At 42.5% G+C, this 16,035-nt stretch carries 14 protein-coding genes; 7 read left to right on the top strand and 7 right to left on the bottom strand.

The features are described 5' to 3' along the window. Window positions 1-75: 75 nt before the first annotated feature. Complete coding sequence (locus MHM98_RS03405) at window positions 76-636, top strand: DUF6438 domain-containing protein (protein ID WP_239437834.1); 561 nt, start codon at window positions 76-78, stop codon at window positions 634-636. 58 nt (window positions 637-694) lie between these two features. Further along, on the top strand, window positions 695-1,348 hold the full coding sequence (locus tag MHM98_RS03400) for a helix-turn-helix transcriptional regulator (RefSeq protein WP_239437833.1): 654 nt from the start codon (window positions 695-697) through the stop codon (window positions 1,346-1,348). Here MHM98_RS03400 and MHM98_RS03395 read toward each other — a convergent pair. The 4 genes from MHM98_RS03395 to MHM98_RS03380 form a co-directional block, all read right to left on the bottom strand. Continuing rightward, the gene (locus MHM98_RS03395; protein WP_239437832.1) at window positions 1,345-1,737 is read right to left on the bottom strand and encodes a VOC family protein; all 393 of its coding nucleotides are present in this window, start codon (window positions 1,735-1,737) and stop codon (window positions 1,345-1,347) included. The two genes, MHM98_RS03400 and MHM98_RS03395, sit on opposite strands and share 4 nt — an antisense overlap. 171 nt (window positions 1,738-1,908) lie before the next feature. Beyond that, window positions 1,909-2,121, bottom strand: coding sequence for a DUF1330 domain-containing protein (locus MHM98_RS03390; RefSeq protein ID WP_343229204.1), 213 nt, complete (start codon window positions 2,119-2,121; stop codon window positions 1,909-1,911). Between the two features lie 151 nt (window positions 2,122-2,272). Beyond that, window positions 2,273-2,548 carry a hypothetical protein gene (locus MHM98_RS03385; protein WP_239437831.1) on the bottom strand — a complete coding sequence of 92 codons (276 nt, stop codon included), beginning with the start codon at window positions 2,546-2,548 and terminating at the stop codon, window positions 2,273-2,275. A gap of 247 nt (window positions 2,549-2,795) precedes the next feature. Further along, entirely contained in the window at window positions 2,796-3,530 is a 735-nt protein-coding gene (locus MHM98_RS03380; protein ID WP_239437830.1) for a hypothetical protein, read from the bottom strand. Between the two features lie 184 nt (window positions 3,531-3,714). On the opposite strand from MHM98_RS03380, the gene MHM98_RS03375 reads away from it, so the two are divergent. From MHM98_RS03375 to MHM98_RS03365, 3 genes are all read left to right on the top strand, one after another. Continuing rightward, window positions 3,715-5,952: a winged helix-turn-helix domain-containing protein gene (locus MHM98_RS03375; protein ID WP_239437829.1), complete on the top strand. Its 2,238-nt coding sequence runs from the start codon at window positions 3,715-3,717 to the stop codon at window positions 5,950-5,952. A 150-nt stretch (window positions 5,953-6,102) separates the two neighbouring features. Then, window positions 6,103-8,487 (top strand): fatty acid cis/trans isomerase, encoded by a 2,385-nt coding sequence (locus MHM98_RS03370; protein WP_239437828.1) that lies wholly within the window; start codon window positions 6,103-6,105, stop codon window positions 8,485-8,487. 124 nt (window positions 8,488-8,611) lie between these two features. After that, complete coding sequence (locus tag MHM98_RS03365; protein WP_239437827.1) at window positions 8,612-10,561, top strand: U32 family peptidase; 1,950 nt, start codon at window positions 8,612-8,614, stop codon at window positions 10,559-10,561. Window positions 10,562-10,608: 47 nt separating this feature from the next. Here MHM98_RS03365 and MHM98_RS03360 read toward each other — a convergent pair whose 3' ends face one another. The 3 genes from MHM98_RS03360 to MHM98_RS03350 all read right to left on the bottom strand — a co-directional run bounded on the left by MHM98_RS03360 (window position 10,609) and on the right by MHM98_RS03350 (window position 13,707). Further along, window positions 10,609-11,763: an alpha/beta fold hydrolase gene (locus MHM98_RS03360; RefSeq protein WP_239437826.1), complete on the bottom strand. Its 1,155-nt coding sequence runs from the start codon at window positions 11,761-11,763 to the stop codon at window positions 10,609-10,611. A gap of 32 nt (window positions 11,764-11,795) precedes the next feature. Continuing rightward, the gene (locus MHM98_RS03355) at window positions 11,796-12,746 is read right to left on the bottom strand and encodes an SDR family NAD(P)-dependent oxidoreductase (protein ID WP_239437825.1); all 951 of its coding nucleotides are present in this window, start codon (window positions 12,744-12,746) and stop codon (window positions 11,796-11,798) included. A 124-nt stretch (window positions 12,747-12,870) separates the two neighbouring features. Continuing rightward, window positions 12,871-13,707 (bottom strand): GGDEF domain-containing protein, encoded by an 837-nt coding sequence (locus tag MHM98_RS03350; protein ID WP_239437824.1) that lies wholly within the window; start codon window positions 13,705-13,707, stop codon window positions 12,871-12,873. 300 nt (window positions 13,708-14,007) lie between these two features. On the opposite strand from MHM98_RS03350, the gene MHM98_RS03345 reads away from it, so the two are divergent. Then, window positions 14,008-14,535 carry a PAS domain-containing protein gene (locus MHM98_RS03345; RefSeq protein ID WP_239437822.1) on the top strand — a complete coding sequence of 176 codons (528 nt, stop codon included), beginning with the start codon at window positions 14,008-14,010 and terminating at the stop codon, window positions 14,533-14,535. Between the two features lie 11 nt (window positions 14,536-14,546). After that, window positions 14,547-16,025 carry a methyl-accepting chemotaxis protein gene (locus MHM98_RS18730; protein ID WP_275441376.1) on the top strand — a complete coding sequence of 493 codons (1,479 nt, stop codon included), beginning with the start codon at window positions 14,547-14,549 and terminating at the stop codon, window positions 16,023-16,025. Window positions 16,026-16,035: the final 10 nt, after the last annotated feature.

Genomic DNA, 16,035 nt, shown 5'->3' with positions numbered 1-16,035 from the left:
AGTTATCTTTATTCTTAGAGGTGTTGCGCCAATTATTAGTGAACTCCTTAAACGCCAAATAATCAGAGAGCCTTAATGTTTCTAAGATCAGTAATTATCATTGCGCTGCTAATTGTGCTAACAATCACCAGCACAGTTTTGATTTTTGTATTTCCTGAAAGAGGTGAATGGAAGCCAAAGATAGAGCGTATTGTCGATTATCACCCAAAAGAAACACAGGTAGTTTCATTCTCGCGCCATGCTTGTTTCGGGCCTTGTCCAGTATTTGATTTCTATGTGTTTCCTGATGATAGCTTCGTATTCATTGGCCATAGATATGTGAAAAAGAAAGGTGCATATCGCGGTAAATTATTTGATGGCGCATTTGTCAGTTTAATAAACTTATTAGATAACAATGATTTTCTTAAGCTAGCTCGAATTGGAAGGCTTACTAACGATCGTAAAGGAGACGTTTTTAAATGTGGTTTATATAGTACTGATGGGCCAGTAATAACTGTTGCGACTCAGTTACAGGGCTCAATGTTATCTTTTACTTACGATACTGGCTGTACTCTATTTGCGGAAGAAAGCACTGTAAAACACATTATTGATGAGTTTGAGCGTGTAGCATCGATGAATGTCGATAAATTGTTTTAAGTCGTCGCCTCTTATCATTCTTTTAATTAGCGAATTATCTCTATTCGGCATCAACTAAATGAATAAATTTAACGACAGCAATCTATTAGCATCTTGGCAGGTGAATGCTAAGGAAAGTAGCACAGCGGTTGTGTTGCCAGATGGTTGTCGTGATCTCATTATGAAAGTTGTCGGAAACGATAAACCCACCTGGCTTGTATCACCGCTGTATGACTCTGCTGAAACCGTTTCAATTGAATCTGGCTCTACGCTGGTGGGCTTTCGGTTAAGAGCGGGAGTTGATATTGCCGAAGATAAGTTGCTGAGTGCGCTAAGTGGCAATGACGGGAATATTGATGATATTCCATCGCTGTTGTCTGACACGACGAACATCAATGGTGCAGTGTCTGAGGCGCTTGATTGTTTGGCGACTGATGTTGCCTCTGTCGCTATGGTGGCAAAAGAGCTAGGTGTTAGTGCTAGAACGCTACAACGGCTCATTATAAGCCATACAAATCGTTCGCCTCAGTATTGGATTTTACTGGCGCGGGCACGGAGGACTGCACGGGCGATTACGGGAGAGAAGTCGTTTGCAGAAATCGCTGATATTTACGGTTATTCCGATCAGTCGCACATGAACCGAGAGTTAAAGCGTTGGTTTAACACAACGCCATCTTCAATTCGAACTGCGCCCAGCTCAATAAGCCAACTGTTTAGCGCGGGTTATGATTAGCTAGCAATTGGTGAACACAGCTCAATGAGAAAACCATTTTTGTCTGACACATAAGCAGTGGTTTGTCCCCACGGCATTTCTTCAACGTCTTGAACCAGCGTTGCGCCAGCTGCAATGGCTTTTGCTAATGCACCTGCAACATCCTCTGTTTGAAAGGCTAACTCGAAGGTTGGTTTTGATGCGTCAACCTTAGCGGGATTTTTGCCGATATCCGTCATGAGTTCGAGTGATGAAAAAGACAGGGTTGTGTTGCCTGTATCTAGTTCGCCATAGTCGCCACTTTCATGGAGCATGGTGCGTTTAAAGCCAAACGCATTCTCAAAGAATGCCAGTGTGTCAGCTACGTTTGCCACATAAAGAATGGTGTATTTGAATGTTAATTCGCTCATGCATAAATCCCTTAATTAATTTGAATACAAGATGATATGTTGTTTTCATCCGTTGGTCTTGGATAAAAGCGACAAGGTGTTGCTAAACTAACTTGGTTTTGAGAAATAGCATAATGATACAGCCTAGATAAAGGCGCTATTTATTGACTAAATAGCGCTTAATTTAGGGTTTTACACCCCACGCGTTAAGTGAAACTGACAGTCTAACGCTTGGCTACGCAGTGGAATTAGGGCTTGATATTCTTCGCTGTTGTACCAGTCTCTTGCGTGCTGCTCTGTCGGAAATTCAATCACGGCTTTGTTGGCAAATGGTTGTTTGCCGCGCAGTGAGTCTGCGTTCCCTTTAGCGATAAACTTTCCGTGATATTTTAAAACGGTTGGTATGGTTTGAAATGGGAATTAAATAGTGATATCGGCAGTAATTAAATTAATTAATTTGATATGCTCTCTATTCTTCACAAAAAAGCGAGAAACTAAGAACGAATTTTCTCGCTTTAAATGATGAGAAGACTAACTCAAGTGAATTAGTATGATCTTAATCTTCTCGGCGCTGTAAATTAAGTGGCGTCACTTTATTAGCTGGGCCTTCATTTCCTAACTCGTAAACACATTTATAGCCATATGAGCAATATTGAGCTGGTTGCCCATCATCCCCAACTACTGTGTCACAAAAATACACTTTTACCAGTTCACCACCGTTTCTTAAACAATCTGCAATTGGGCGAGGTTGGGCTGCATTAACTGCTGCACCAGTTAGGCCTGTAAATAGAACTGCAAGAACAAAATGGCTTTTTTTAAACTTTGATAACATAATAAATCCTTTATTTAAGTGTTTAGCTACGATTCGTAGCAAATGTAATCTACACCTTAAAGTTATATATATCAACAGTTTATTTTTTTAGCTTTGTGAGCTCTCTATTATCATATATTCTCGTCAATGCCTATTTTCAATCTTTAAATGGGTTTTTACAAAGTAACTACATTGTCAGTTACTGGTTGTTAGCCGTAGCTTTTATCAGCTGGTTAAGCATTATTTTAATGCGGCAAGCTGAGTTGCTTTACGGTAAACGTTTGCTCTTATTTTTCGAATCACCGTAATTATGACTCACTTTAGTAAAACCTCGGTTAGGGCAAAACGTGTAATTGTTGTCGCTATTACGTCGTTTTCCTGTGCCAATTATCCAGCGAAATGTTAGGCAGTTATCTGGCCCATTTAATTCTAATATTTCAATACTAATGGGGGCTCTGGAATCATAATGGCGAATTTCTCCTTGTCGCCAATAGCCCAATGGAAATTTGCTGCCTAATCCGCTGTAGGTTCTGTTTCCCCAGCTTTTGCGCTTATCAAATATTCTGACTAATCCATCTTTCGAATTGTTAATGGTGAAATGCGATACAACGTCTCCCATGCGCCGCGTTGAAAAGGTTCTTTTGTAATAAGGAATTTGATCACCCACCCAACTAATGCTGGTGGTGTTGTCGGTGGTTTTAAATGGGCCTGTTATGAAGTATTTATCACATGGTCTGCCGCCAGCTGAAGAACAAGCAACTGTGGTTACTGGTTTCATAACAAGTTGGTGTTTGCCATCCCAATAAGCTCCTGTGAATAGCTCGACGGGAATAAAGCGCTGTTTGGTTTTCTTGTTATAGGAGTTATCCCAAACATTTTTTTCATTGAGTACGCTTTCTGTCGGCTGTGTTGGTAGCGCTGCAAATGCAAAGTTGCCTACCGTTAAGGTACTCGCCAGTATCAGAATTTTTAGCAAGTTGAGTTGTGGGTTGGTGATTATCATTAATTTTCTCTTGTTGGTTGTCGATTGAGGAAGATATTGCCGTTAATCGAAAAAAGATGCTTAAAAGTTAGTTGAAATATTTCTAAAAGTTTTTTGAATGCAATTAAAACAATGAGTTACAAAGTCTGTAAAAGAAAGTTTATCTGATAGAATATTTGAAATTTTTATCGTGGATTTGCAGTTTTTGGATACATCTAAGGCCTTTATGCTTGGGCAATGGAAAGTTGAACCCGAGCTCAATAAATTATCTTGTGGCGAGCATGAAGTGATTCTTGTACCTAAGGTGATGGCTGTTTTATTGGTGTTGGTTGAAAGTGGCGGTGAGCCCCTTAATTTAAAAACATTGATGAAAAAAGTATGGAAAGAGCAGGTTGTTAGTGACAGTTCTGTGTATCAAGCCATTGCTCAACTGCGTAAGGCATTAGGAGATACGGCAGCTAAGCCTGCCTACATTCAGCGAGTCTCCGGTAAAGGATATCGCTTAATTGCCGAGGTCAATTTCATTGACGTTAAGTTAGATTGCGATAAGAAAGATAGTGACGATTCCGCCTCTTTGTCGTCTGCCGATGCTGAGCTAAATCCAAAAATGCAGAGACCTTGGTATTGGCAGATTGCCGCTTCTTGCATGGTCATTTTCATTGTGTTGCTTTCGGGACAATGGTTATTAGATTCTCAACAACCATCGAAGACACTTGAAATCGCTCAAATAAAATCAATTTCATTGCAACATTTAGACACGACGGGACTTGATGAAGCTAACTCACTAGTAGCGTTAAATGATGTGTTGCTGACTCAGTTAATGCAAATCAAGAAGCTGCGTGTGGTGTCGCTAGGGCAAGCGCCATCAAATGCAACGACACAAGCCATAATAACTGGCCGCATTGATAAGAAGGCGGACAATATTCGCGTTTTTCTGCAGTTGCTTGATGTGGAAAGTCAGGACGTGATTCTGGCTAAGGTGTTTGACGGTAATACCAATGATTTGTTTTTTCTGCAAAACGCTATTGCCGAATGGTTGCTAGCGGTGTTTGAACAGTCGTCGACTTCTTCTATTTTTAAGCAGGATGCGATTGATAGAAAAACCTTTGACCAATATTTGTTGGGGCGTCATTTATGGCAACAACGAAATAGCGAGGCTTTAAATCGTGCCAAGGATGTGTTTGAAGAGATGCAGCGACAGGGGCAGTTATTTCCACTAGCCGCTGTCGGCCTATGCGATACCTATCATTCGCTTAATATTTATAGCGACTGGTCATTGCAACAGGCGTTGGATAAATGTCGCCCTCTGTTAGAACAGGCCTTGTCTAAGGAGCCAGAACTCGGACAGGCGTTGGCGGCGCAGGCCTTTTTGTTGAGCAGGCAAGGAAAGAAACAACAGGCCAGTGAACTGTTTAAACAAGCAATTAAAAACGCGCCTAATTATCCCTTTAGTTACGTTTGGCATGCGGAGCAAAATCGCAGAATGGGGAAATATGAGCAAGGCTTGAGTATGACACAAACGGCTTATGAGTTGGCGCCAATGTCGCCAACGGTTAATCGAAGCTTGGCATATGCCTATTTAAATGCTGGTAACAAAAAACAAGCGCGATTTTATTATCGCCGAGCATTGAGTCTGCAGTTTGATTATACGGATCGTGCTATTGAAGAGTTGGATTTCTTGCCAATCACGATTGAGCGAGCGCGTGCGTTTTTGAAATGGGTAGAGCAGAATTCATCGTTGATGGAAAAACGACACTCTTATCAATTAACACAGGCTTTGATTCACTTAGCAGTGGGTGATCATGCGGCAGTGGCAAATACCTTGGAAAAGTTAGCAGGTCAGCAAGTTAATCTTTCATTCAAACTATTTATTGAAATGTCGTTGGCGTCCGCTCAAGGGCGCTATCAAGATGTGATTGAGTTAATCGAAAAGCGGATGGCACTCCATCAAGATGCCCAGCGATATGTTGGGGCCTATTTGATGGCGCTTGAGCAGTTTGGAGATGCTGAAAAAGTGTATCAGGCGTTTTTGCGTTTGCGGCCTGAGTTGGCTGATAAGTTATTGCATCAAGAGAAATTCGGCGATGTTGATATTGGAGATGATAACGCTTATTTGATTGCCTATTTTGTGCAACTTCAGGCAAAGCGTGGCAAGTTTGAGTCTGTTAGTGCACTAGCGCAGTTGCTAGATAGAACCTTTACGCAAGGATATTTACTACAAGATATTTATTATGCTCGTTGGTTGTTATTTCGAGGCCACAAAGAGCGAGCACAAACGTTAATTCTCAGGCTAATGCACGATGGTTGGCTGCCAGATTACAATGCGCAGTTGTATCCTGAAACTATCATGTTGCAACTCTTTATCGATGCTGGACTCAAGCGCGATGATTATCAAAAATTACTCGATAACAATCGCGCTAAGGTGTTGGCTGAGCTGAATTAGCCTCGCTTGTGAGATGTGGGAGAGTGTAATTACTTTGCTCGGGATATGCGGGATAAGTCCCATCCATGTAATTATCGGTTAAACACAGTTTCTTGAATTGCGCGCTTGATATACCATATTTCTATTATCAGTTTGTCGCCAATGTAGAATATGAATAAGTCTGTTGCCTTTTTTCTCGCTCTTTTTTTAGGGGCCTGTGCCGTCATTCCAAGCTTAGAATTGGATAAACTTTGGGGACCGCAGGATAGTCGTCGTTACGAGCAGCCTGTTTTGGCCACTGCACCAACCAAGCTCGATTTCCAACAAGATATCAAACCAATTCTCGATAATCGCTGTGTGGTGTGTCATGGCTGTTATGATTCGCCGTGTCAGCTCAATCTCGCTTCTTATGACGGGTTAAGTCGCGGTGCGAGTAAAGCTTTGGTTTATAACGGTACACGCATTTTAGCTGCCGCGCCGAGTCGCCTGTTCATTGACGCACAAACACCTACACAATGGCGCGAAAAGGATTTTTTTCCGGTGCTAAATGAGCGCTCGCCAAGTGGCGACCGTGAAGCTGGTGTGATGCATCGTCTCCTTAGCTTAAAACAGCAACAACGAGATAGTTTTCCTCTTGATAATCAGCCGCTTGATAGTGATAAATTTGATTTTTCGCTAGATCGTGATCAATTTTGCCCAACAGTCACTGAATTACCTGCTTTTGAGGCTGGTTTTTCCCACTGGGGCATGCCTTTTGGTTTACCGGGGTTATCGGATAGTGAATACGACAATTTAACACAGTGGATTGCGGCTGGAGCTCCTGTGAAGGCGAGAAAAACACTGGCTGACGATATTGTGGCGCGGGTGAATCAATGGGAGACTTTCTTAAATCAAGATAGTCTTAAGGCGCAGTTGATGGCGCGTTATATTTATGAACATTGGTTTTTAGCGAACTTATATTTTGACGATGTAAAGGCACAGCGTACTTTCTTTAAGCTGGTGCGTTCGCGCACACCAAGCGGTGAGCCAGTTGACGTGATCGCCACCACTCGCCCGTTTGACGATCCTAAAGTTGATCGCGTCTACTATCGTTTAGTCGAAAATACCCAGAGTATTTTGTCGAAAACTCATATGCCTTATGTGCTGACAAACCAGCGTTTAGCGACGTTAAAAGCACGTTTTATCGACGAAAATTACGCAGTGACCAAACTGCCTGATTACAAACCAGAAAATGCGTCTAATCCTTTTGTGACTTTCGCGCAAATTCCGTCTAATACGCGCTATCGTTTTATGCTTGAAGAAGCGCGTTTCACCATCATGGGCTTTATTAAAGGGCCTGTTTGTCGCGGCCAAATCGCCCTCAATGTGATTAACGATCACTTCTGGGTGGTCTTTGTCGCGCCTGATGATGCGCTGGCAAGTGACGTTAAACAGCGTATTGCAACCTTAGATCAAGGGTCTATTATCGAAGCTACTAAAAAGCTTCATTTACCCGCCGAATCGGGTAGTACGACCGGAGCGTTGTCATGGCTGCTATACGCTGATAGACAAATGGACTTTCTCAAGGCTAAAACACAATACATCAATTCAATTTATTCAGATGGCCTTAAACCTAAAATAGACACCGTATGGCATGGTGACAATGGCAATAAGAATGCCGCGTTAACCATCTTCAGACATTATGACACGGCATCGGTCGAGCATGGTTTAATTGGTGAAACACCACAAACCATGTGGTTGATTTCTTATCCACTGCTAGAACAAATACACTATTTGCTGGTGGCGGGATTCGATGTTTATGGCAATTACGGGCATCAATTAAAAACGCGTTTATTTATGGATTTTTTACGCATGGAAGGGGAGTTTAATTTCCTGAGCCTATTACCCAAAGGTGACCGTGCTAAATTGCTGGCTAAGTGGTATCAAGATCATCCAGATACGATGAAGAAGTTCTTTACCGATAGTCAGGTTATTCTCAATACCGATACTGGGATTGATTACCAAACCAAAGATACTTATCGCGAGTTACAACAAAAGCTCAAAGCCTATCTAGCGCCAAGCCTAGAGCATAAATTCGAACTGGCTAAAAGTGGTTTGAATGCGGACTCCTTGAGTAAGTTAGCGGTGTTAAATTCCTTGCAGGGGCAGAATTTACAATATTTGGCGCAAACATCGTTGATCACTGTAGTAGATGAAAACAATCAACGCCATGTGTTTTCGATGCTGCACAACAACGCGCATAAAAATGTGGCCGAACTGGGGCATGAGCAGGAGCGACGCTTGCCAAAACGCGATACTGTGACTGTCGTTAATGGCTTTATTGGCGCTTACCCTAACGTATTTATTGAGTTGACCGAGGCGCAAATCACGCCTTTTGTTAATGCAGTTGCGAGTTTAACGTCGAAAGAAGATTACAAGCAGTTGTTAGATAGGTTTGCTATTCGCCGCACTCATCCGCAATTTTGGCAACACAGTGATCGCATTAATCAGCTGTTTAAGGACTATGAACCATTAGAACATGGGCTATTAGACTACAATCGTTTGGAAAATAAGTAGGGCATTGCTGCAATATTCGACAGTGCTCGCAGAACTGGCAACATAGATCCCATTTGCACAATAACACGCTATAATGCGCGCCATAAATACAAGCGCGCTAGCGCCATATAGCAATGAAATAGTCATGAGCCAACCACAAATATTTGATCCAAAAGCGCCACAAGCGCTGCCGCTGTCTGAAGAAGCGCGCATTCTGACGCCGATTGATGTCGGTAACAACAAGCTAGAATTATTAGCACCTGCCAAAAATGCTGAATACGGAATGGAAGCTATTTTACATGGTGCCGATGCGGTGTATATCGGTGGCCCAGCGTTTGGCGCGCGTTATAGTGCAGGCAACACAGTAGCTGATATCGCGCGTTTGTGTGAATTTGCCCATCGTTACAACGCGCAAGTTTTTGTGGCGATTAACACCACCATGACAGATGATGAGTTAGACATCGCCGAAAAGCTCATTTGGGAGCTTTATGAGGCGGGCGCTGACGCATTAATTATTCAGGATATGGGGATTTTAAAACTCAATATCCCGCCAATTGCGCTGCATGCCAGTACGCAAATGGATAACCGCACGCCAGAAAAGGCGGCGTTCTTAGAGCAAGTGGGTTTTAGCCAAGTGGTACTAGCGCGTGAGTTGACCTTACCGCAAATTCGCGCGGTAGCTAAAAACACCAAGATGCAGTTGGAGTTCTTTATTCACGGCGCTATTTGTGTGAGTTACAGTGGTCTTTGTAACATTTCTCACTCTTACACTGGCCGTAGTGCTAACCGTGGTGAGTGCTCTCAAATGTGTCGTCTGCCGTGTAATATGTCCACCCGTCAAGGTGAAGTCATTGTTGAGAATGAGCATTTACTATCGCCAAAAGACAACAATCAAACCGATAATCTCGAAGCGCTAATCGATGCGGGTGTGCGTTCGTTTAAGATTGAAGGCCGCTTAAAAGATTTAAGTTATGTGAAAAACATTACTGCTCATTATCGTCAAGAGCTGGACAAGATTATCGCCCGTCGCCCTGAGTTGTCGAATATGTCACATGGCCGCACCGAGCATACTTTCACGCCAAACCCTGATAAGAGCTTTAACCGTGGTAAAACGGATTATTTCGTTAACGACCGCAGTTATGGTTTAAGCGATTTCCAAACCCCGAAATACATGGGGGAAGAAGTCGGCACTGTAGCGAGTATCGGCAAAGGCTTTTTCACCGTTGATTCAGAGATGACCTTTAACAACGCCGATGGCTTGGGTTACTTCATTGAAGATCACAAGAAAAAGCAAATCAGCGACCAAAAAACAGAAGGTCTACGTGTTAACCGCGCCGACGGTAACAAGCTCTTTGTTAACGATTTGCCGAAATCGCTAAAAGTGGGCATGAAGCTTTATCGTAACCACGATCATGAATTTGAAGCGTTATTAGCGAAGCCATCTGGCAAGCGTATTATCGAAGTTGGTATGGCGCTTAATACCACAGATAACGGTTTTGCATTAACTGTCGATGATTATTTTGGTACTGCGGTAACTGTTGAAACTGAATTTGAGCATCAAGCCGCCAAAGATAGCGAGCGCGCATTGAGTACTCTAAATAAGCAGCTTGGCAAGTTAGGTAGTACTGACTTCACCCTTAAGCAATTAACTACCAATGGCGTTGAACAATTCTTTATGCCTGCGGGGGTGTTAAACGGTTTGCGCCGCGATGCGATTGCCGCACTTGAAGCTAAACGTATCGAAAATTACGTGCGTCCTAAGGCGTGGCAGCGCAATGACGATGCCGTGTATCCAACAAATAGCCTGAGCTTTTTAGATAACGTTGCTAACCAACGCGCCCGTGATTTCTACACTGAACACGGCGTGATTCACATTGAAGATGCTTATGAGCTCAATAAAGTAGTGGATGATGCGCCGCTGATGGTGACTCGCCATTGTTTGCGTTACAACTTCAACTTGTGTCCAAAAGAAGTACCAAACATTAAGGCTGAACCACTGACCATTGAAATCGGCAATGATACACTTAAATTAGTTTTTGACTGTGTGAAATGTGAAATGATGGTGGTCAGTGATAATAAACAGGTGAAGAAATAGTTTGATAGTAAAAGCGCCACTGTTGTGGCGCTTTTGGATAACAGTCTTTAGTTGGCGACATGCTGCATTTGCCGTGCTAAGTCTTGATAGTATGGATTAAACGTTAGGCGCGCGTGAATTTTTCCCTCTTCTTCGACGCCCCATGCGCTGTACCAAGTCTCAGCGCCTTCTTTACAGCGTTTTGCAGCTTCTTTATCAAATCCGTTATTACACATTTTTTTGCGCCCATTGCGACCGTAATAGCTGTTGTCAGGCGCAAATAGCATGCTCATGTGAGATCCTGTAGTGATTTTTTGTTGCGGCAGGCGCATTGTCTTAACACTGATATTAGGTACTGGCTCTGTCGTATCGCCATACCAAATAAAGCGGTTATTTGGATGGCTGAAATTAGTGCGATAAAAACCTTTGATTGCCCCTGCATCAATTATGCTATCTGCTTCACTTACCGCGATTAGTGTTGGGATAGATAATGAGTGTTGCTCAAATAATTCACGTACGCGATCGGCACTATCGGTATAGGCGATTGCCCCGTTAAGCGGTGCTGAGCTATAGCGGGCAAAGTTAGTTTCGACTCCTCGGTAACCGTCGATAAACAATGCCGCTAGTGGCGCTAATTTTTCAAGGAATGGGGTTCGAGATTGAAAGCCCGGTGAAAATAGCATTAAGCCTGCAATACCTTGCTGCTCCATCGCGTGAATCGTCACTAAATTACCGCCAGTTGAGAAACCGCCGAGCCAAACATTTTTGTACTTTTGTTTGAGTAGATTTGCGTAGTGATCGACGATATGTTGCCAATCTTTGTATTCGATTAGCTCGAGATGCTTGGGATTGCTGCCATGACCAGGTAAGAGTAATACCTCGACATAAAACCCTTGTTGACTAAGTGTGGTGGCGAGATCTGAAAAACTATAAGGTGAATCCCCAAGACCGTGAACGAGTAAAATCGCTTTGTCTGTCGTCTGCGTTGGTTCAACGGCGTAAGGGGCGTTCATGGCTAGCTCTGTTGCAGTCTCATCACTAATGTAAGCGCGATGAGACGTTAACCAATCACTGGTTACTCGGGTGTATTCGGCGAAACTCGGTTGAATATACTGGTAGTAATTAGTCGAGTTATTTAGTGGCTGCACTGGTGTACGAGCACAACTGCTAAGTAATAGTATTGCCATTACAGCTAACGAAAGAGTTAATGCGATTTTTTTCATTATTTTCCTAGTATTACGCCGAATTTTTGGAGCTAGACTTTGAGATAGTCAGCAACCGATAAGTTCAATAGTTGTTGGGTTTTATCCCATAACGCGTCGATATCTTGCTCTTTAAAGTGCGTGCGATCGATCTCTAATGGAACTGGGTTACCTGTGAACTCGTTTTTACCACTTGGCGAATATACACGCTCTGCTTGTAAATCGTCAGTAATTAACGCTTCTATGGCTGGTAATGCACCGTCGTAAAGGCTATGGCTCATACCTGTTACTTTCATGATTGGAGCAATTAAGTACTTAAATGCAATACGCAACGGTAATTTATTGTGATCTTTATTCATCAACTCTGTGCGTGCATTACCCGGATGACATGATGAAATCTGTGAGCTAATGCCTAAACGCTCGAATTCACGCTGCAATTTCACGGCGTGTAAAATAGAACACAACTTACCTTTACAGTACTCTTGCATTTGATCGTATGTACTTGCATCGGTACACATTAGGTTGTCGATATCTAAATCGTGTTTAAGGAACTGCTTGTAACCAATACTTGAGAAGTTAACGATGCGACTGCCGTCGAGTAATAAAGGCAGTAATTTAGTCGTTAACGCAAAGTGGCCTAAGTAGTTCACCGTTAGGTTCTCTTCAAGTCCGTCTTTGGTTTTAATGTAAGAATGATGACCTGCGCCAGCGTTGTTGGCTAGGTAATCGATTTTTGAATATTGTTGCTGCATTTTAGCAACGAAGGTATCGATACTGCCTAAATCAGTAATATCTAGCTGTGCAGCTTCTAACTGAGTGTTAGGAACTTCGCTTTGTAATTTTTTAATAGCTTCTTCTACCTTGCTTAGAGAACGTGAAGCCATAATGACTTTACAGCCTTGTTTAGCTAGGTGATAGCTAATGCCATATCCTGTACCACTATTAGCGCCTGTGACTATTGCAACTTTACCGCTTAAATTGGGCATATTCGGAAAATTGTACATGTTTACCTCATTCGGCATCACTAACGGATGCGGTTCATTAAATTGATAAACACATAATAAAATTGGTACGAAATTTAAGCAGTGCACATTTCTACATTATTTGTATACAAATATGCCAGATGGATTATTTTAGAATAGCAGCTTGATTACCGCCTTGTTCAATGGCTGCGCGAAGGGCTTTATCGGCGATTGAGGTTAGATTATCTGTTGTCACTTCTTTAACCGCAGATGGTGCGACTACGCCAATGCTGAGTGTAACGTCTAATTCGACACTTTTATAATCAAGCTTTTTCACTTCGATGTGATTGCACAGTCGGTTTGCAAAAGTGATGGCATCATCAATCACTGTACTTGGCGCGATAATGGCAAAGTGATTGCGATCGTAGCGGGTGAGAATATCACTCTCACGTAACTGTTTTTCCAGTAAATCGGCGAATTTCTTAATGAGGTAGTCTGCAAACTCGCTACCGTATTCGTGATGAATCTTATCGAAATTATCTATTGCAATAACCAGCAGTGAAAACTCACTTTCGTAACGACGGAAACGGGCAATTTCGTTGTGTAGCAGTTGTACGAAGTGGCTCTGGTTATAGAGCTCTGTCAGTGGATCTTGCGTACGCAGCTTATGCAGCTCAACGTTGGTTTGTTGGTGTTGATAAGTTTCTAACTTTAATTGCTTTTTCTGCTCATCGAGTGCTTGATTGGCTTCGGTCATTTTGTCATCGAGGTGAGTTATCCAGCGGCGGGCGGATTTTACGATACCGTAATAAATTGCGTAGATGACTAAAACAGCAAGACTGTGAATGGCAATGGCATTTTGGTTAGATAACTCACTGATGTCGAACTGACCAGTGCGCATAGTAAGTGAAGCAAATGCAATGATTATAAATAACAATAGTGGTGATAACAGCGCCGTGGCTGATAGAATAAACGGGCGGTGTCCAATATTGGAATGTTTCACGAGAGACTCTTACTAATCAACACTGTATCTAAATATATCGCATTATCTAAGTATAAGGGAGTGGCTTTGTGCAACTATAAGTAAATTACTACTATTTATTAAACCGTGTTTATAAATTGGAGCACAAACTGTATGCGAATATAGTTCCTAAGTTCGGGGAAAATCACTGATTTTATACTAATCGCTGATTGCATTTGTGTGTCAGAAGGCGTCTGATTGTGATGACTTTATTGTTTACAATCAAACTTTGGCGTCTAAATATTTATTAAAATATCCATTATGTAGAATAGAGAGAATAATGTGATTAAAGTGGCTGAAAACCCTATCGAAGTCTTATTCGAAAAAGATGAACTCATTATTAGTAAAACGGATTTACGAGGCAATATTACCTATGCAAATCGCGTTTTTATGCGAGTTTCAAACTTCCCTGAATCTGTATTACACGGTCAACCGCATAATATAATTCGTCATCCTGATATGCCGCGCGGTGTTTATTACGCACTTTGGAAGACGCTAAAAGCGAAACGCGAATTTTTTGGTTTTGTAAAAAACCTCACCGCCGAAGGTAATTATTATTGGGTGTTTGCCAACATTACCCCTGATATGGTGCAAGATGAAATTCAGGGGTTTTTCTCGGTGCGCCGTCTACCACCGCGCCATGCTTTAAAAACGATGGAAGCTGTGTATCAGCAAATGCATGAAATCGAGCGCAAGACCAGTCCTTCGCAGGCAGCAAAAGCGTCTTGGGAATGGTTAGAACAGCATTTACGCCAAGAGCACAATATGTCTTATGAGCAATATGTTCTTAAGTTGTACGAACAAGAGTAGGGAAGAAAATCATGCCTAGACATACTAGTGAAGTCAGTAAAAATATTCCTTTTTTAACACAGAAACTTTTAATCGTTTGTGTGGTTTTTGTCATTTTAAACCTGTTGGTAGCTGCGAACAGCATTTGGTACAACGGAATTAGCTTGTGGAGTGTCATTCCACCTTTGCTCGCTGTAGCCTTTGCAATATATGCATACATCGATCAACGACAGCCAATTAATGCACTAAAGGCGATCTATTTAACTCTTAACGATGCAATTGCCGGAAAGACTCACGTTCGTGTTACAGGCACTAAAGGATTGGGTGAAGTTGGTAAAGTTGCGTGGGAGCTCAATGAATTTCTCGACATTGTTGAGGTTAATTTTAAAGAGTTGTCGAACAGCTTTGAGCGCGCGGGTCGCGCCGAGTTCTATCGCCGTGGTAACCTTCAGGGCTTACCAGGTGAGTTTGCTAGCATTATGGCCAAAACCAATACCGCAATTGCGGCGATGGAAAAGGCTGATACTTTTGCGAGGCAAAATAGACTGTTAAGTGAAATGCATCATCTTAATACCACGAATTTACTGACTAACCTTAAGAATACTCAAGCTGAGATGAGTCACCTTTCGACTGATATGGATGATGTTTCGGCTATCGCTTCTGAGAGTAAGCGCGGCGCTGATGAAAGCAGCCAAACTGTTGCTAAGCTCAAGAGCTCGGTTGATCAAGTGAATGAGCGGATGGTGATTGTTGAAGAAACCGTTGATGTATTAGCTAATGAAAGCGGCCGTATTGCTGAAACGGTTAAACTGATTAGCGATATTGCAGAGCAAACGAATCTGCTAGCACTAAACGCGGCCATTGAGGCGGCGCGTGCTGGTGAGTCTGGTCGAGGTTTTGCGGTAGTTGCTGATGAGGTTAGACACCTAGCGGATAGAACGCGTAAATCGACTGCCGAGATCGCCGATGTTATTAATAATCTCACTGGCAAAGTTGATCGCATGGTAGAGCAGACGGTTGAAGTAAGCAGCAGTGCTAAGCTTATCGGTGAGGAAATTGGTAACTTCTATACCAATTTCGAGCTGGTTGCTCAGTCAGCAGATCAAACCATTAACTTGGTGACTAAAACGAAAGATCGCGCCTTTGCTTCTTTGGTTAAACTTGACCATATCGTATATATGCAAAACGCTTACATCGCCGTTGAGCAGGACGGCGAAGGTGTTGAAGCTAAAGCCGTTGAAGTTGATCATCATTCATGTCGCCTCGGTAAGTGGTATTTCGAAGGCGAGGGACAAACGCTATTTAAAGGCCTGCCGGCATTTAACCAGCTCGATGGGCACCACGCTAAGGTTCATGGCAATATTCATCAGGCCATGGATCTGGTTAAGCAAGATTGGCTGCGTAATGATGATGTCTTTGACGGCATTGTTTACCACTTCCAAGAAGCGGAGAATGCCAGCTCGCATGTGATTTCTTGTTTGACTGATTTAGTGACACAGAAACATCATTAGTCTTAATTCG

It is taken from the genome of Psychrobium sp. MM17-31 (assembly GCF_022347785.1).
Classification (GTDB): Bacteria; Pseudomonadota; Gammaproteobacteria; order Enterobacterales; family Psychrobiaceae; genus Psychrobium.
Note: the sequence above shows the minus strand (reverse complement) of the source record. Positions and strands in the feature narration are given on the sequence as shown.